Origin of the sequence: Variovorax sp. Root473, from assembly GCF_001426505.1 — a bacterium.
In the GTDB taxonomy this organism is placed as follows: domain Bacteria; phylum Pseudomonadota; class Gammaproteobacteria; order Burkholderiales; family Burkholderiaceae_C; genus Variovorax.
In genome coordinates this window covers 1,406,899-1,423,399 of record NZ_LMEV01000017.1, presented here as the reverse complement: position 1 = coordinate 1,423,399, position 16,501 = coordinate 1,406,899, and the positions used below count along the sequence as shown (strand labels likewise).

Annotated in this window: 12 protein-coding genes; 1 reads left to right on the top strand and 11 read right to left on the bottom strand. The window is 65.2% G+C overall.

From position 1 onward, the window contains the following. Position 1: 1 nt before the first annotated feature. The 11 genes from ASD34_RS20005 to ASD34_RS19955 form a co-directional block, all read right to left on the bottom strand. The gene (locus ASD34_RS20005) at positions 2-1,177 is read right to left on the bottom strand and encodes an acetyl-CoA C-acyltransferase (protein WP_056580834.1); all 1,176 of its coding nucleotides are present in this window, start codon (positions 1,175-1,177) and stop codon (positions 2-4) included. Positions 1,178-1,217: 40 nt separating this feature from the next. Further along, the gene (locus ASD34_RS20000; RefSeq protein WP_056580831.1) at positions 1,218-2,693 is read right to left on the bottom strand and encodes a M20 family peptidase; all 1,476 of its coding nucleotides are present in this window, start codon (positions 2,691-2,693) and stop codon (positions 1,218-1,220) included. 28 nt (positions 2,694-2,721) lie between these two features. Further along, complete coding sequence (locus tag ASD34_RS19995) at positions 2,722-4,824, bottom strand: 3-hydroxyacyl-CoA dehydrogenase NAD-binding domain-containing protein (RefSeq protein WP_056580829.1); 2,103 nt, start codon at positions 4,822-4,824, stop codon at positions 2,722-2,724. A gap of 148 nt (positions 4,825-4,972) precedes the next feature. Then, positions 4,973-5,668 carry an ABC transporter ATP-binding protein gene (locus ASD34_RS19990; protein WP_056580826.1) on the bottom strand — a complete coding sequence of 232 codons (696 nt, stop codon included), beginning with the start codon at positions 5,666-5,668 and terminating at the stop codon, positions 4,973-4,975. Between the two features lies 1 nt (position 5,669). Next, positions 5,670-6,446 carry an ABC transporter ATP-binding protein gene (locus ASD34_RS19985; protein ID WP_056580823.1) on the bottom strand — a complete coding sequence of 259 codons (777 nt, stop codon included), beginning with the start codon at positions 6,444-6,446 and terminating at the stop codon, positions 5,670-5,672. Beyond that, positions 6,447-7,754 carry a branched-chain amino acid ABC transporter permease gene (locus ASD34_RS19980; RefSeq protein WP_056580819.1) on the bottom strand — a complete coding sequence of 436 codons (1,308 nt, stop codon included), beginning with the start codon at positions 7,752-7,754 and terminating at the stop codon, positions 6,447-6,449. Positions 7,755-7,758: 4 nt separating this feature from the next. Next, positions 7,759-8,712 (bottom strand): branched-chain amino acid ABC transporter permease, encoded by a 954-nt coding sequence (locus tag ASD34_RS19975; RefSeq protein ID WP_056580816.1) that lies wholly within the window; start codon positions 8,710-8,712, stop codon positions 7,759-7,761. An 83-nt stretch (positions 8,713-8,795) separates the two neighbouring features. Next, entirely contained in the window at positions 8,796-10,037 is a 1,242-nt protein-coding gene (locus ASD34_RS19970; protein WP_056580813.1) for a branched-chain amino acid ABC transporter substrate-binding protein, read from the bottom strand. A gap of 201 nt (positions 10,038-10,238) precedes the next feature. Next, positions 10,239-11,468 carry a branched-chain amino acid ABC transporter substrate-binding protein gene (locus ASD34_RS19965; protein WP_056580812.1) on the bottom strand — a complete coding sequence of 410 codons (1,230 nt, stop codon included), beginning with the start codon at positions 11,466-11,468 and terminating at the stop codon, positions 10,239-10,241. Positions 11,469-11,612: 144 nt separating this feature from the next. Beyond that, entirely contained in the window at positions 11,613-13,256 is a 1,644-nt protein-coding gene (locus tag ASD34_RS19960) for a 3-(methylthio)propionyl-CoA ligase (RefSeq protein ID WP_056580809.1), read from the bottom strand. A gap of 117 nt (positions 13,257-13,373) precedes the next feature. After that, positions 13,374-15,140: a carboxylesterase/lipase family protein gene (locus tag ASD34_RS19955; protein WP_056580805.1), complete on the bottom strand. Its 1,767-nt coding sequence runs from the start codon at positions 15,138-15,140 to the stop codon at positions 13,374-13,376. Between the two features lie 200 nt (positions 15,141-15,340). Between ASD34_RS19955 and ASD34_RS19950 the strand changes: the two genes are divergently transcribed. Beyond that, positions 15,341-16,429, top strand: coding sequence for an AraC family transcriptional regulator (locus ASD34_RS19950; RefSeq protein WP_082548966.1), 1,089 nt, complete (start codon positions 15,341-15,343; stop codon positions 16,427-16,429). The last annotated feature ends 72 nt before the right edge of the window (positions 16,430-16,501 follow it).

The following is a 16,501-nucleotide window of genomic DNA, read 5'->3' as shown; positions in this document are numbered from 1 at the left end:
GTTACAGGACCTCGAACACGCCCGCGGCGCCCATGCCGCCGCCGATGCACATCGTGACCACGACCTTCTTGGCACCACGGCGCTTGCCTTCGATGAGCGCGTGGCCCGTGAGGCGCTGGCCGCTCACACCGTAGGGGTGGCCCACGGCGATGGCGCCGCCGTTCACGTTCAGGCGGTCGCCCGGAATGCCGAGCTTGTCGCGGCAGTAGATGACCTGCACGGCGAAGGCTTCGTTCAGCTCCCACAGGTCGATGTCGTTGACCGTGAGGCCCAGGCGCTTGAGCACCTTCGGAATGGCGAAGACCGGGCCGATGCCCATTTCGTCGGGCTCGCAGCCGGCCACGGCGAAGCCGAGGAAGCGGCCCAGGGGCTTCAGGCCCTTCTGCTGCGCGTACTTCTCGTCGACCACCACGCAGGCACCGCCGCCGTCGGAGAACTGGCTGGCGTTGCCGGCCGAGATCAAGCCGCCGGGGATGGCCGGGCGGATGCCGCTGATGCCTTCCTTGGTGGTGCCGGGGCGGATGCCTTCGTCGTTCTCGATCGTGACTTCCTTGGTGCGCAGGCCCATCACGGGGTCTGCCACGCCGGCCAGCACGGTGATGGGAGCGATTTCTGCCTTGAACAGGCCCGCTTCGAGCGCGGCGGTGGCGCGCTGCTGGCTCTGCGCGCCGTACTCGTCCATGGCCTCGCGGCCGATGTTGTAGCGCTTGGCGACCTGCTCGGCGGTCTGCAGCATGTTCCAGTAGATCTCGGGCTTGTGCTTCACGAGCCACGGGTCGGCCAGCATGTGCGTGTTGGCTTCGTTCTGCACGCACGAGATGCTCTCGACGCCTCCGGCCACGTACACGTCGCCCTCTCCCGCGATGATGCGCTGGGCGGCGGTGGCGATGGTCTGCAGGCCCGATGAGCAGAAGCGGTTGATGGTCATGCCCGAGGTGGTCACGGGGCAGCCGGCGCGCAATGCGATCTGGCGCGCGATGTTCGAACCGGTGGCACCTTCGGGCGTGGCACAACCCATGATGACGTCGTCGACCTCGGCAGCTTCGATGCCGGCGCGCGCAATCGCGTGCTGCACGGCGTGGCCGCCCAGCGTGGCGCCGTGCGTCATGTTGAAGGCACCCTTCCAGCTCTTCGCGAGCGGCGTGCGGGCGGTGGAAACGATGACGGCGCTGGTCATGGTGAGGTCCTTTGAAGATGGAAGGGAAAAGAGGTGGTCGTCATTGCACCGGAGCAGCGTTGGTGTTGCTCAGGAGCTGGTGATAGAAGCCGATCATCTCGCCGTAGTTGGAGATGGCCAGGCGTTCGTTGTTGCCATGGAAGCGCGCCAGGTCCTCGCCCTTCGCGCGGAACGGCGAGAAGCGGAAGACGGCGTCGCTCACGAGGCTGAAGTGACGCGAATCGGTGGCGGCGGTCATGAGACCGGGCGCCACCACGGCGTCGGGGAAGCTCTGGCGCACGGCCTGCTGGATCGCGCGGTAGCCGGTGCTGTCGGTGGGCGATACCGGCGAGGGCTCCGAGTTGCCGGGGTACTGTTTGATCTTGATGTCGTCGTTGGCCAGCGTCTTGCGCAGGTGAGCCTCGACGCTCGCGATGCTGTCGCCCGGCAGGATGCGGAAGTTGACGGCCGCCTCGGCGCGGCCTGGCAGCACGTTGTCCTTGTTGCCTGCGCGCACGATGGTCAGCGCCGTGGTCGTGCGCAGCATGGCGTTGCTGCTCGGGCTCTTCTCGAGCTGGCCGCGCACCAGCGACTCGGTGAGCCACAGGTTGGAAAGCATCACGCGGTTGACCCCGCTCATTTCGGGCGCCAGCGCACCGAACATCTGGCCGGCCACGCCTTTGATGCCGCCGGGCATCGGGTTGGCTTCGAGCCGGGCCAGCGCGGCGCTCATGCGGCCGATGGCGCTGTGTTGCGGTGGCATCGACGAATGGCCGGGGGCGGTGTCGAGCGACAGGAAGAACGTGCCGTAGCCCTTCTCGGCCAGGCCGATGAGTGCCGCGGGCTTCGAGAGCCCGGGCAGCACGCCGTCGAGCACCAGCAGGCCTTCGTCGAGCACCCAGTCCAGGCGCACGTTGCGCGACTTGAGCAGTTCGGCGATGGGCAGCGCGCCGCGCAGGCCGCTCACCTCCTCGTCGTCGCCCATCACCAGATAGACGGTTTGCTTCGGCTTGAAGCCGGCGCCGATGAGCAGCTCGATGGCTTCCATCTGCGCGAAAAGATTGCTCTTGTTGTCGAGCGTGCCGCGGCCCCAGACGAAACCGTCCTTGATCTCGCCGGCGAAGGGGTCGACCGTCCAGGCTTTTTCAGTGCCGGGGGCGATGGGCACCATGTCCTGGTGCGCCATCAGTGCGATGGGCTTGGCGGACGGGTCGGTGCCGGCCCATGTGTAGAGCAGCGCCTTGTTGCCCACGACTTCCTTCTTCAGGGTGGCGTGGACCTTGGGGTACTGCTGTTCGAGGTAAGCGTGGAGCTTGTCGAACTCGGCCGCGTTGGCGGCCGAGTCGTCCATGCTCGACACCGTGCGGAACGTGATCGCCGTAGACAGCCGTTTGGCGGCGGCCTGCAGGTCGATGTCCAGCTTGGGTGCGGGCGCCACCGCAAGTTGCTGCGATGGCGTGGTCCAGGTCTTGACCGCCACGGCCGCCACGAGTGCCAGGAGCACCAGCAGCAGCCCGAGGAAGATGCGTTTCAACATGGGCGGTCTTGATCCCGGTTCAGACGTCTCAGCTGAAGGACTTGCCTTCGGCCACCAGCTTCTGGATCAGTGGTGCGGGCTGCCAGAACTCGGCGTCGTCGCGCGGGTTCTGCGCAAAGCGCTTCATCGTTTCGGCCACGTTGTACAGGCCGACCTGCGAGGCGTAGTGCATCGGGCCACCGCGGTAGATCGGGAAGCCGTAGCCGGTGAGGTACACCATGTCGATGTCGCCCGACTTGGAGGCAATGCCGTCTTCCAGGATGTGCGCGCCTTCGTTGACGAGGGCGAACACCAGGCGCTGCACGATTTCCGTGTCGGAGATCTTGCGCGGCGTGATGCCCAGTTCCTTGCGGTGGTCCTCGATCATCTTGTTGACGAGTTCCGACGGAATGGCGTCGCGCTTGCCGGCCTGGTAGTCGTACCACCCTGCTCCGGTCTTCTGGCCGAAGCGGCCCAGCTCGCACAGCTTGTCGGCCGTGCGGCTGTACTTCATGTCGGCGCGTTCGACGGCGCGGCGCTTGCGGATGGCCCAGCCGATGTCGTTGCCGGCCAGGTCGCCCATCCGGAACGGACCCATGGCAAAGCCGAACTTCTCGATGGCCTTGTCGACCTGCTGCGGCGTAGCGCCTTCATCCAGAAGGAAGCCGGCCTGGCGGCTGTACTGCTCGATCATGCGGTTGCCGATGAAGCCGTCGCACACGCCCGACACGACGGAGGTCTTCTTGATCTTCTTGCCGATGGCCATCACGGTGGCCAGCACGTCCTTGGACGTGGCCTTGCCGCGCACCACTTCGAGCAGCTTCATCACGTTGGCCGGGCTGAAGAAGTGCATGCCGACGACGTCTTGCGGACGGTCGGTGAACGAGGCGATCTTGTCGACGTCGAGCGTCGAGGTGTTCGAGGCCAGGATGGCGCCCTTCTTGGCGACGCGGTCGAGTTCCTTGAAGACCTTTTCCTTGACGCCGATTTCTTCGAACACCGCTTCGATGATGAGGTCGGCGTCCTTCAGGTCGTCGTAGCTCAGCGTGGTGCTCAGAAGCGCCATGCGCTGCTCGTACTTGTCCTGCTTGAGCTTGCCCTTCTTGACCTGGGCTTCGTAGTTCTTCTTGATGGTGGCAATGCCGCGGTCGAGCGCCTCTTGCTTCATCTCGAGGATCTTGACGGGGATGCCCGCGTTCAGGAAGTTCATCGAGATGCCGCCGCCCATGGTGCCGGCGCCGATCACGCCCACGGCCTTGATCTCGCGCTTGGGCGTGTCTTCGGGCACGTCGGGAATCTTGCTTGCAGCGCGCTCGGCCATGAACAGGTGGCGCAGGGCCAGCGATTCGGGCGTGAACATCAGCGCGGTGAACAGGCGGCGCTCTTCGGCCATGCCGTCGTCGAACTTCATCTTGGTCGCGGCCTGCACGGCGTCGACGCACTTCAGCGGCGCGGGGTAGTTCTTCGACATGCCGCCGACCATGTTCTTGGCGAACTGGAAGTAGGCATCGCCTTGCGGGTGCTTGCACGGCAGGTTGCGCACCAGCGGCAGCTCGCCGCCCTTGGCCGCGACCGACTTGGCGAACTCGACGGCTTCGTCGAACACCGACTCGGCCGAGGCGGCCAGCTTGTCGAACAGCTTCTGGCCCGGCAGGCTGGCGAGCAGTTCGCTCTTCACCGGCTCGCCGCTGACGATCATGTTGAGGGCGGTTTCCACGCCGAGCACGCGCGGCAGGCGCTGCGTGCCACCGGCGCCCGGCAACAGGCCGAGCTTGACTTCAGGCAGTGCCACGCTGGTGCCAGGAGCGGCCACGCGGTAATGGCAGCCCAGTGCCAGCTCGAGGCCGCCGCCCATGCACACCGAGTGGATGGCTGCGACGACGGGCTTGGGCGAGGCTTCGAGCGAGAGGATGACGCTCAGCAGGTTGGGCTCTTGCAGCGCCTTGGGCGTGCCGAACTCCTTGATGTCCGCACCGCCCGAGAACGCCTTGCCGGCGCCGGTGATGACGATGGCCTTGACGGCGCCGTCGGCGTTGGCCTTGGACAGGCCGTCGGTGATGCCGATGCGTGTCGAGAAGCCGAGACCGTTGACCGGCGGGTTGGTCAGGGTGATCACGGCGACATCGCCGAGCACTTTGTATTCAGCCGTCATGCTGCGTTCCTTGGTGTGTGAAGAAAAAGAAGAAAAAGCACGAGTGTTCTTTTTCGAAGATTTTAGGCGTTTTGCGCGGCGCAACAATGGCACGCAGTCGCTGTCGGGACAAGGGGAATCCGGGGCGCGGCCCGGACTCCCGGCTGGATCAGACCTCCAGCCATTCCCTGCGGGTATTGCCGTCGGCGCGCAGGCTGTCGGGCGTGCCGTCGAACACGATGCTGCCGTGGCCCATGACGAGCGCGCGGTCCGAAATCTGCATCGCGATGGTGAGCTTCTGCTCAATGAGGAGCACCGAGATGCCCTTGTCCTTGAGCGTGCGCAGGTACTGCCCCACCAGCTCGACGATCTTGGGCGCAAGGCCTTCGGTCGGCTCGTCGATGATGATCAGGTCGGGGTCGCCCATGAGCGTACGGCACAGCGTGAGCATCTGCTGCTCGCCACCCGAGAGCACGCCGGCCTCGGTGTGCTGGCGCTCCTTCAGGCGCGGGAACATGTTGTACATGTCGTCGAACTGCCAGCGACTGCCCTTGCCCGTGCCCTTCTGCCCCAGCAGCAGGTTCTGGTGCACCGTGAGCTTGGGGAAGATCTCGCGGTTCTCGGGCACGTAGCCGATGCCCATGTGCGCGATCTCGTAGGCCTTGCGGCGCAGGATGTCGTTGCCCTTCCACTGCAGCGTGCCTTCGGCATGCACCAGGCCCATGATGGCCTTGGCGGTGGTCGAGCGGCCCGAGCCGTTGCGACCCAGCAGGGCCACGATTTCGCCCGGGCGGACGTCGAAGGAAACGCCATGCAGCACATGGCTCTTGCCGTAGTAGGCGTGGATGTCGTGAAGCTTCAGCATGTCAGTGTCCCGCTCCCTGTGCATCGGCTACAGAGGAACCCAGGTAGGCCTCCTGCACGCGGGCATTGGCGCGCACGGCAGCCGGCGTGTCGAAGGCGATGACTTCGCCGTAGACCACCACGGCGATCTTGTCGGCCAGCCCGAAGACCACGCCCATGTCGTGCTCCACCGTCAACAGCGTCTTGCCGACGGTGACGTGCTTGATGAGCGAGATGAAGTGCGAGGTCTCGGTCTTGCTCATGCCGGCCGTGGGCTCGTCCAGCAGGATGACGCCGGCGCCACCGGCGATCGTCACGCCGATCTCGAGTGCGCGCTGTTCGGCATAGGTGAGGTTCACCGCCTGCACGTCGCGCTTGCGCTCCAGGCCGATCTGCTTGATGAGCTCTTCGGTGCGCGCGTTGGCGTCGTCCAGGTTCGAGAGAAAGCGCAGGAAGGTGTACTTGTAGCCCAGGCTCCAGAGCACGCCGCAGCGCAGGTTCTCGAAGACACTCAGCTTCGGGAAGATGTTGGTGATCTGGAAGCTGCGCGACAGCCCCAGGCGGTTGATTTCGAAAGGCTTCTTGCCGTCGATGCGCTGGCCGTTGAGCAGCACCTCGCCGCTGGTGGGCGTGAGCCGCCCGCTGATCAGGTTGAACAGCGTCGACTTGCCCGCGCCGTTCGGTCCGATCACTGCGATGCGTTCTCCGGCCTTCACCGCCAGGTCCACGCCGCGGATGATTTCGGTCTTGCCGAAATTCTTGCGCAGCGCCCTCAGTTCCAATGCGTATTGCGCGCTCATTTACGCCGCCTCCCGACGTTTGATTTCTGCTTCGATCTCTTCCTGCGCCTGGCCCCAGGCCTGCACGAAGCGGCGCCGAGCCACCTCGAGCAGGCCCAGGCCGACGGCCAGGATCGCGATGGCGCCGAGCCAGTTGCTCATGCCCGCCGTGTTCAGCGTGGTGCCGAAGAACTTCAGGTCCGGGCCCATCGCGGCGTTGAGCTGGATGTGATAGATCATCTCGATCAGCGCGGCAGCGCCGGCCACCACCGGCACCAGCGCCACGGCGAGCGCGGCGTACAGGCCCCAGAAGCGCTTGAACTTGCCGAACTTGGCCACGCGCAGGTTCATCATGATCAGGCTGGCGATGCCGCCGGGGGCGAACATCACCATGAACACGAACACCAGGCCGAAGTACAGCTGCCAGGCCTTCGACAGTTCGGACAGCAGGATCGAGGCGAACACCAGCAACACCGCGCCGATGATCGGTCCGAAGAAGAACACCGCGCCGCCCAGGAATGTGAACAGCAGGTAGCCGCCCGAGCGGATGGCGTTCAGGCTGTCGGCCGCGTTCACGATCTCGAAGTTGATCGAGGCCAGGCCGCCGCCGATGCCGGCGAAGAAGCCCGCGATGATGAACGCGAAGTAGCGCACGCGCTGCGTGTTGTAGCCAATGAACTCCACGCGCTCCGGGTTGTCGCGCACCGCGTTCAGCATGCGGCCCAGCGGTGTGCCGGTGAAGGCATACATCAGCGCGGTGCACACGAAGCAGTACACGGCGATCAGGTAGTACACCTGGATCTGCGCACCGAAGTTGAAGCCGAAGAAGGTCGGGCCGTACACGCGGTTGGTGGTGATGCCGCCCTCGCCGCCGAAGAAGCTCGGGAACATCAGTGCCATCGAGGCCACCAGCTCGCCAATGCCCATGGTGATCATGGCGAAGGTGGTGCCCGCCTTCTTGGTCGTCACGTAGCCGAGCAGGATGGCGAAGAACATCCCCGCCAGGCCGCCGACGAGCGGAATGGCCACCAGCGGAATGCCCTGCATGTTCATCGCATGGATGGCGATGAACGAGCCCAGGCCCGTGTAGACGGCATGCCCGAAGCTCAGCATGCCGCCCTGCCCCAGCAGGATGTTGTAGCTCAGGCAGATGATGATCAGGTAGCCCATCTGCGAGAGCATCGTCAGCGCCAGGCTGCTCTTGAACAGCATCGGCGAGATGATCAGCACCAGCGCGAACAGCGCCCAGATCAGGTAGCGCCCGATGTTCCAGGGCTTGAAGCGGTAGTACCGCGTCGGGGTCGGGGAAGTGGTGGTTGCAGTGGTCATGGTGTCAGTCCTCCCGGGTGCCCAGAAGACCCTTCGGGCGGAAGATGAGGATCAGCACGAGGAACAGGTACGGCAGGATCGGCGCGACCTGCGAGATCGTGAGCTTGAGCAGCTCGTAGCCGAAGGTCTGGTCGGTCACGGCCACGCCCAGCGCCTGCAGCGCGGTGGCCAGCGAGTGGTCCAGCGCGACCGCGAAGGTCTGGATGATGCCGATCAGCAGCGACGCCAGGAAGGCGCCGGCCAGCGAGCCCATGCCGCCGACCACCACCACCACGAAGATGATGGAGCCGACCGAACCCGCCATGGCCGGCTCGGTGACGTACGTATTGCCGCCGACCACGCCCGCCAGGCCGGCCAGCGCGGCACCGCCGCCGAACACCAGCATGAACACGCGCGGCACGTTATGGCCCAGCGCCTCGACCATGTCGGGGTGCTTCAGCGCCGCCTGGATCACCAGGCCAATGCGCGTGCGCGTGAGCAGCAGCCACACCGACACCAGCATCAGCAACGCCACCAGCATGATGAACGAGCGCGACTTGGGGAACTGCGTGCCGTACAGCGTGAAGAGCGGCCCCTGCAGCGCCTCGGGCAGGCCGTAGGGCACCGTGGAGCGGCCCCAGACCAGCTGGACCAGCTCGAGGATGAGGTACGAAAGGCCGAAGGTCACCAGCAGCTCGGGCACGTGGCCGAACTTGTGGACCCGGCGCAGGCTGTAGCGCTCGAAGGCGGCACCGAGCGCACCCACCAGCAGCGGCGAAAGGAAGAGCGCCGGCCAGAAGCCAACGACGCCCGACAGGGTGTAGGCGAAATAAGCGCCCAGCATGTAGAAACTGGCGTGTGCAAAGTTGAGCACACCCATCATGCTGAAGATCAGCGTAAGGCCAGAGCTCAGCATGAACAACAGCAGGCCATAGCTGACGCCGTTGAGCAGTGAGATGACGAAGAATTCGACGTTCATCGGTCTTCCGTGTCGGTTGAAAAAGAAAGAGGCCCGAGTGTTGAAGTCGGGCCTCGACCGGTCAGGGGGCGATCAGACGCCGATCAGGAGGCGCCGCCAGGTCGCTTCATCTGGCACGTGGTGGGCGTGCTGGAGACGTAGGGCTCGTAGTACTTCACCGGCGCCAGCGTGTAGCCGGTGTTTTCCGGGCTGTACGGGTTCTTGGCGTCGGCCTTCTGCCAGCGCGAGATCCACAGGCCTTGTTGCAGCTGGTGATCGGCCTTGCGCATCTCGACGTCGCCGTTGAAGCTCTTGAACTTCATGCCTTCCATGGCCGCAGCCACCTTGACGGGATCGGTCGACTTGGTGCGCACGAAGGCTTCGCTGAGCATCGCGTACACGGTATAGACCACCGTGGTGTACATGTCGTCGTTGAAGCGCTTCTTGAACTCGCCCATCAGCGGCTGGACCGGACCCGGCGCGTTGTAGTGGCTGTAGCCCACCTGGTAGACCTTGCCGTCCGAGGCCGCGCCCATGGCGGTCGGCGTGCCGTTGGTCACGGCGTAGTAGGTGTAGAACTTGACGTTCAGGCCCGAGTCGTTGGCCGACTTGATGAGCAGCGCCAGGTCGGAACCCCAGTTGCCGGTGATGACGGTGTCGGCGCCCGAAGCCTTGATCTTGGCGATATAGGGAGCGAAGTCGCGCACCTGAGCCAACGGGTGCAGGTCGTCGCCGACGATCTGCACGTCGGGGCGCTTGCTCTTGAGGTTTTCCTTGGCGTACTTCGAGACCTGCTGGCCGTGCGAGTAGTTCTGGTTGATCAGGTAGACCTTCTTGATGTCGGCCTGATCCTTCATGAAGGTGGTCAGTGCTTCCATCTTCATGGAGGTGTCGGCGTCCAGGCGGAAGTGCCAGTAGCTGCACTTGCTGTTGGTCAGGTCGGGATCGACGGCCGCGTAGTTGATGTACAGCACTTCCTTGCCCGGATTGCGGGCGTTGTGCTTCTCGAGCGCGTCCATGATGGCCAGGGCCGGGCCGGAACCGTTGCCCTGCACCACGTAGCGCGCGCCCTGGTCCATGGCGGAGCGCAGCGCGGCGGTGGTTTCCTGCGGGCTGAGCTTGTTGTCGATGCCGATGATCTCGAACTTGACGTCGGCCGCGTTCTTCTTGTTGAACTCTTCGGCCAGGAACTGGAAGGTCTTGAGCTGGTTGGTACCGACCGCCGCCATCAGGCCCGACAGCGGGTCGAGCCAAGCGATCTTGACGGTCTCACCCTTCTGGGCAAAGGCACCGGCGGCAGTTGCCGCGAGCACGGCGGCGGTAGCGATCTTCAGAGCGAACTTCAATCTATATCTCCTGGTCAGAACCGATATCAAAAACGCTGCACAAGCGTACAAGTCTTTGCCACCCCACCCCTCAGGGAATGCCCGTAAGGAAGGGGCGGCAAGGGCACGTATCTATCGCGCAGGCGACAGTGCATTTCCTGATTTGCTACCCATCGGTAGGTTTTTTCTACTGATGGGTAGGAAATGCGTTCACAAAGCCCCCTAGGGGCGCTTCATCTGGCAGGTCGTGGGCGTGCTCGCCACATACGACTCGTAATACTTCACGGGAACGTTGGTGTAGCCGGTGTTCTCGGCGTCGTAGGGGTACTTGGCGCTGGCCTTCTCCCAGCGCGAGATGTACAGGCCCTGCTGCAGCTGGTGGTCGGCCTTGCGCATCTCGACTTCGCCATTGAAGCTCTTGATCTTCATGCCTTCGAGTGCAGCGGCCACCTTGACAGGGTCGGTCGACTTGGTCTGCACGAAGGCGGCATCGAGCAATGCGAACGTGTGATAGATCGACGACTGCGTCAGGTCGTCGTTCATCTTCTTCTTGTAGCCGTTGAGCAGTCGCTGGATCTCGCCGCCCATGTTGTAGTGGGCATAGGCCACGGTGTAGACCTTGCCTGCCGACGTGGCGCCCATGGCCGTGGGCGTGCCGGCGCCCGGTGCGTAGTACGTGAGGAACTTGACGTCCAGGCCCGAGTCGTTCGCCGCCTTGATGAGCAGCGACAGGTCGGAGCCCCAGTTGCCGGTGATGACCGTGTCGGCGCCCGAGGCCTTGATCTTGGCGATGTAGGGCGAGAAATCTCGCACCTGCGCGAGCGGGTGCAGGTCGTCGCCCACGATCTGGATGTCGGGGCGCTTGATCTTCAGGTCTTCCTTGGCGAACTTGGACACCTGTTGCCCGTGGGAGTAGTTCTGGCCAAGGATGTAGACCTTCTTGATGTCGGCCTGGTCCTTCATCCAGGTGGTCAGGGCTTCCATCTTCATGGAGGTGTCGGCATCAAGGCGGAAGTGCCAGTAGCTGCACTTGCTGTTGGTGAGGTCGGGATCGACCGCCGCGTAATTCAGGTAGAGCAGTTCCTTGCCGGGATTGCGCGCGTTGTTCTTCTCGATGGCATCGATGATCGCGAGCGCCGGACCCGAGCCGTTGCCCTGGGTGATGTAGCGCGCGCCCTGGTCCTGCGCCGAACGCAGCGCGGCGGTGGTTTCCTGCGGGCTCAGTTTGTTGTCGATCGCGATGATCTCGAACTTCACGCCCGACGCATTCTTCTTGTTGAACTCTTCAGCCAGGAACTGCGTGGTCTTGAGCTGATTGGTGCCCACGGCCGCCATGAGACCCGACAACGGGTCGAGCCAGGCGATCTTGACGGTCTCGCCCTTCTGGGCGAAGGACGCTGAAACGCTCACCAACATGGCACAGGCTGCCACTGACTTGATACCGAAGTGCATGAAGAGTCTCCTGAGTGAAAGAGCCGGGGGACGCCAGCGTACAAGCGCCCTTTTCTTCGCCGCACAGGGATTGCCCGGAAGGAAAGCCGCCGAAGCGGCCTTCCTATCGCGTGCGCGACAGTGCGGGTGGGCGTTGGCCGTGCTTCAAAGACCCGGCAGCTTGTAGTCCTTGAGCAGTTCGCGAAGCTTCGTCTTGAGGATCTTGCCGGTGGCGCCGATCGGAATGGCCTCCACGAACACGACGTCGTCCGGGATCTGCCACTTGGCGGTCTTGCCCTCGTAGAACTTCAGCAGTTCCTCGCGGGTGACTTCGGCACCGGGCTTCTTCATGACCGCGATGATCGGACGTTCGTCCCACTTGGGATGGAACACCCCGATGCAGGCCGCCATGGCAATGGCCGGGTGCGCGACGGCGATGTTCTCGATGTCGATCGAGCTGATCCATTCACCGCCCGACTTGATCACGTCCTTGCTGCGGTCGGTGATCTGCAGGTAGCCTTCGGCGTCGATGGTGGCCACGTCGCCGGTGGGGAACCAGCCCCGGCCCGCGGCGTCGACGACCAGCGGATTGCCGCCCTCGCCCTTGAAATATTCCTTGACGACCCAGGGGCCTTTGACCAGCAGGTCGCCGTAGGCCTTGCCGTCCCACGGCAGTTCGTCGCCGTTGCCATCGACGATCTTCATGTCGACGCCGAAGATGGCGCGGCCCTGCTTCATGCGGATCTGCAGCTGCGCATCGGCCGGCAGCGACAGGTGCTTGTTCTTCAATGTGCACAGCGTGCCCAGCGGGCTCATCTCGGTCATGCCCCAGGCATGCAGCACCTCGACGTTGTAGTGCTCCTGGAAGGCCGTGATCATGGCCGGCGGGCAGGCCGAGCCGCCGATGACGGTGCGGTTGAGCTTGCTGAACTTCAGGCCGTTGGCCTGCATGTGGCCCAGCATCATCTGCCAGACGGTAGGCACGCCGGCCGCGAAAGTCACGCCTTCGGCTTCGATGAGTTCGTACACCGACTTGCCGTCCAGCGACGGGCCCGGGAACACGAGCTTGCAGCCCACCAGCGCGGCCGAGTACGGAATGCCCCAGGCGTTGACGTGGAACATCGGCACCACCGGCAGCACCGAGTCCTGCGCCGAAATGCGCATGACGTCGGGCAGCGCGGCCGCGTAGGCGTGCAGCATGGTCGAGCGGTGGCTGTACAGCGCGGCCTTCGGGTTGCCCGTGGTGCCGCTCGTGTAGCACATGCTCGAGGCCGAGTTCTCGTCGAAGGTGGGCCAGTCGTAGTCGGTGGACTGCGCGCCCATCCAGACCTCGTAGCTCACGAGGTTGGGCACGCCGCTGTCGACCGGCAGCTTGTCGGCGTCACACAGTGCAACCCATTTCCGGATCGTGGGACAACGTGCATGCACCGCCTGCACCAGCGGCAGGAAGCTCAGGTCGAAGCACAGGATCTGGTCTTCGGCATGGTTGGCGATCCACGCGATCTGGTCGGGGTGCAGGCGCGGGTTGATGGTGTGCAGCACACGGCCGCTGCCGCTCACGCCGTAGTACAGCTCCAGGTGGCGGTAGCCGTTCCAGGCCAGGGTGGCGATGCGGTCGCTGAACAGCAGTTGCTCGCCGTCCAGCGCATTGGCCACCTGCCGGGCGCGCGATGCGATGTCGCTCCAGGTGCAGCGGTGGATATCGCCCTCGACACGGCGCGAGACGATCTCGCCGTCGCCGTTGTGGCGCTCGACGAACTCGATCAGCGACGAGATCAAAAGCGGTTGGTCTTGCATCAAACCCAGCATCTACGGACTCCTATGTGAAATGACTTCAGAAAGCTTTGCGAACGAGAGATTCACGCAAGCTTCGGCCACTCGCACAATGACACAAACCCGCACTGCATGATTGAACGAAGCGGCTCTTCAAGGCGCGGTCACCGGCGTGATCCTGGCGGCCGTCGGCGTGGCGTCGAGCAGCATCTGCGAAGGCCATGTTCCCCATGTCGCACCAAGTTCGGGCGTGTTTGGATCGCCGTTGCGCATGAAGGCACCGACGCTGGCCATGACGGCCTTCGACAGCGCCACGCGCCCCTTCTCGTTGGCCTTGCCGCCCATCACGTTGCTGAGCAGCGAGCCCTCGAAGTTGCCGAACACGAACGGCAGGTCGAAGGCGTGTGCGGCGCCGTACATGTCGCCCCACGGCGCTGTCTCCTGCGCCCAGTCGAGGCGGTAGTGCCAGATGTTCGACTGGCGCGTCTTCATCGTGTTGAGCAGGTTGTCGCGGTTGGCGCCGAACAGGCCCTGCGTGATGGTGTCGGTGGCCGCGTTGTAGCCCAGGCCAACCGCACCTACCGGCAGGTAGGTCGGGTGGATGATGTCGGCTACGGTGAGCGTGGGCGCGGCATCGGGGTCGAAGTCGAACATCATCGAGAAGCGCTGGGCGTCGGTCACGATCCAGCCGGGGTCCGGATAGCCGATGGTCTTCAGCAGCGACGCAAAGAGCTTGCCCTCGTCGCGCGTATTGCCCGCAAGCATGGGCACCTTGACGTATTTGTCGGCTGCGATGGCGCCGATCGGGTCCGCCGGCAACACCGTGCCGTCGGGAATGGGCGCAACGGCGCCGAGCCCGGCTGCGGTGACTTTGGTCAGCAGCGCCCCACCCGCCTGTGCACGCAGGTAGTCGGCGATCTGTGCCGGCGTGCGCGTGGCGATGTAGACCTTGGCCGCTGCTTCATCGGCCACGGTGCCGTCGGCGACGAGCAGCTTTTCGAGGATCGCCTGGCCCTGCGCCAGCGACACCGAAGCTGGCTGCAGCGTCGGTAGCGTCTTCGCCGGCAGGTTGCTGGCCAGCGAAATGCCGCCACTCATCTCGAAGGCCTTGTGGAACAGGCCCTTGGCCATCGGCGAAGTCATCACTGCCAGCAGGTTGGTCGCGCCGGCCGATTCACCCGACAGCGTGACGTTGCCCGGGTCGCCACCGAAGTTGGCGACGTTGCTCTGGATGAAGCGCAGCGCCGCCATGTTGTCCAGCAGCGCGAAGTTGCCCGAGTCGTCGCCCGCGGTGCCGCCCGGCCGCAGCTGCGGCATGTTCAAAAAGCCCAGGATGCCCAGCCGGTAGCTGGCGGTGATGACCACCGCGTTGGTGGCCTTGGCCAGCGCCGCGCCGTCGTACAGCGGATCGGCCGTGTAGCCCGAAATATTGCTGCCGCCGTGGATGAACAGCAGCACCGGCAGGTTCTTGTCGGTCGTGGCCGGGCGCCAGATGTTGACGAACAGACAGTCTTCGCTGCCGACCGGCTTGCCCAGGTTGGTGCCGATGGTGGCGTCGTAGGTGTTGTGGGTGCCGGGGCTGAAGAGACGGCCGATCTGCAGGCAGGCGTTGCCGAAGGCCTTGGCCGGACGGATGCCGGCCCACGCCTCGGGCTCGACCGGTGCGCGCCAGCGCAGCGCGCCGACCGGCGGCTGCGCGAACGGGACGCCCTTCCAGGACCAGGTGCCGGTCCTGGCGCTGTCGTCCACGCCCTCGACCTTGCCGGCCGTGGTCTGGCGCACCATGGGGCCGTCCGCCGCGGGAGCAGGCGCCGGCGCGGGCGCCGGTGGCAGCAAAGGAAAGCCCACAGGCCCCGACGAGCCGCCGCCGCAGGCCGCGAGCGCCGCCGCGGCGGCCAGCGTCGCTATGGCGCGCGCCATCACCGTTTGTCCTGCCGCACCCTGGTTTTGTGCTGTTGTCGTTGTCTTCATGCCTTGTCTCCACACCGGGTTAATCGGAATTCCTGGCTTGGCGCGCGACACCCATACTCCGGGCCGCCGTGCACTGGAAAAATTCTAGGAACCGGCGCCGTTTTCACCGCTATCGCAAGCGAGCCAATCCAATGACTTCAGAAGCCTCCCTGCCACGCCATTCGCGCCGGCCGTCGCGCCGCCCCGGCTGCCCGCAGCCGGAACTGCGCACCAGCTCGGCGGCGTGGCTGGAAGGCGTGCTGTCGATGTTCCAGGCCGAGGGCCTGAACGTGCCTTCGCTGTTGCGCGATGCCGGCTTCGACCCCGAATCGCTGCACCGCCAGAACGCGCGCTTCCCGGTCGACGATATCTCGGTGCTGTGGCAGGTGGCCATGGCCCACGCCGGCCGGCCCACACTGGGCCTGGACCGCAACCTGGCCGCCACGCACAGCAAGCTGGGCACCGTGGGCCACGCCATGGCCTGCAGCCCGAGCCTGGGCGCGGCGCTCACGCGGCTCACGCGCTACATGGCCGTGATCTCCGACGCCACCGCCTTCTCGTTGCAGTCCGACGCGCGCGGCTGCTGGATGGTCATGGAGCACACCGGTGGCAGCCTGCCGATTCCGCGTCAGCGCGTCGAATACGCCCTGCTCACCGTCTTCATGCAGTGCCAGTGGCTCACGCGCCGAGAGCTGCAGCCGCTGGCCATGGAGTTCGTCTACCCGCCACCGGCCGACGACCGGCTGCACCGCGAAGCCTTCGGCTGCGAGATCCGCTTCAACGCGCCCGCCAACCGATTGCTGCTCTCGTCGGCCGACATGACCATGCCGCTGCCGACCCACCACGCGGCGCTGGGCGAGATGCAGGAGCACCTGCTCGACGACCAGCTCAACCTGCTGGGCCAGACCACCACCGCCAGCCTGGTGTGCGCCGAGATCGCGCGCCGGCTGCAGCACGGCGAGCCGCGCCGCCAGGACGTGGCCTCGGGCCTCGGGCTGGCCGACCGCACGTTGCAGCGCCGCTTGCAGGAAGAGTCGGTGTCGTTCCAGGCGCTGCTCGATCGCACGCGCCGCGAACTCGCCAAGCAGTACCTGGCCGAGCAGCGCCACACGCTCGCGGACGTGGCCGACCGGCTGGGCTTCGTGGACGTCAGCAACTTCTTTCGCGCCTGCAAGCGCTGGTTCGGCCTGCCGCCGGCCCAGTACCGCGCCAGCCTCGGGCTCGACGGCGCCGGGGCGCTGCGCGGCGCGCTGTCGTAGCCGATCGCCCCGGAGGCCAGGAGCCACCCCACGCACCCGATGGCCTCTGTGGCCCGGGGTTTCGCGCGCTGC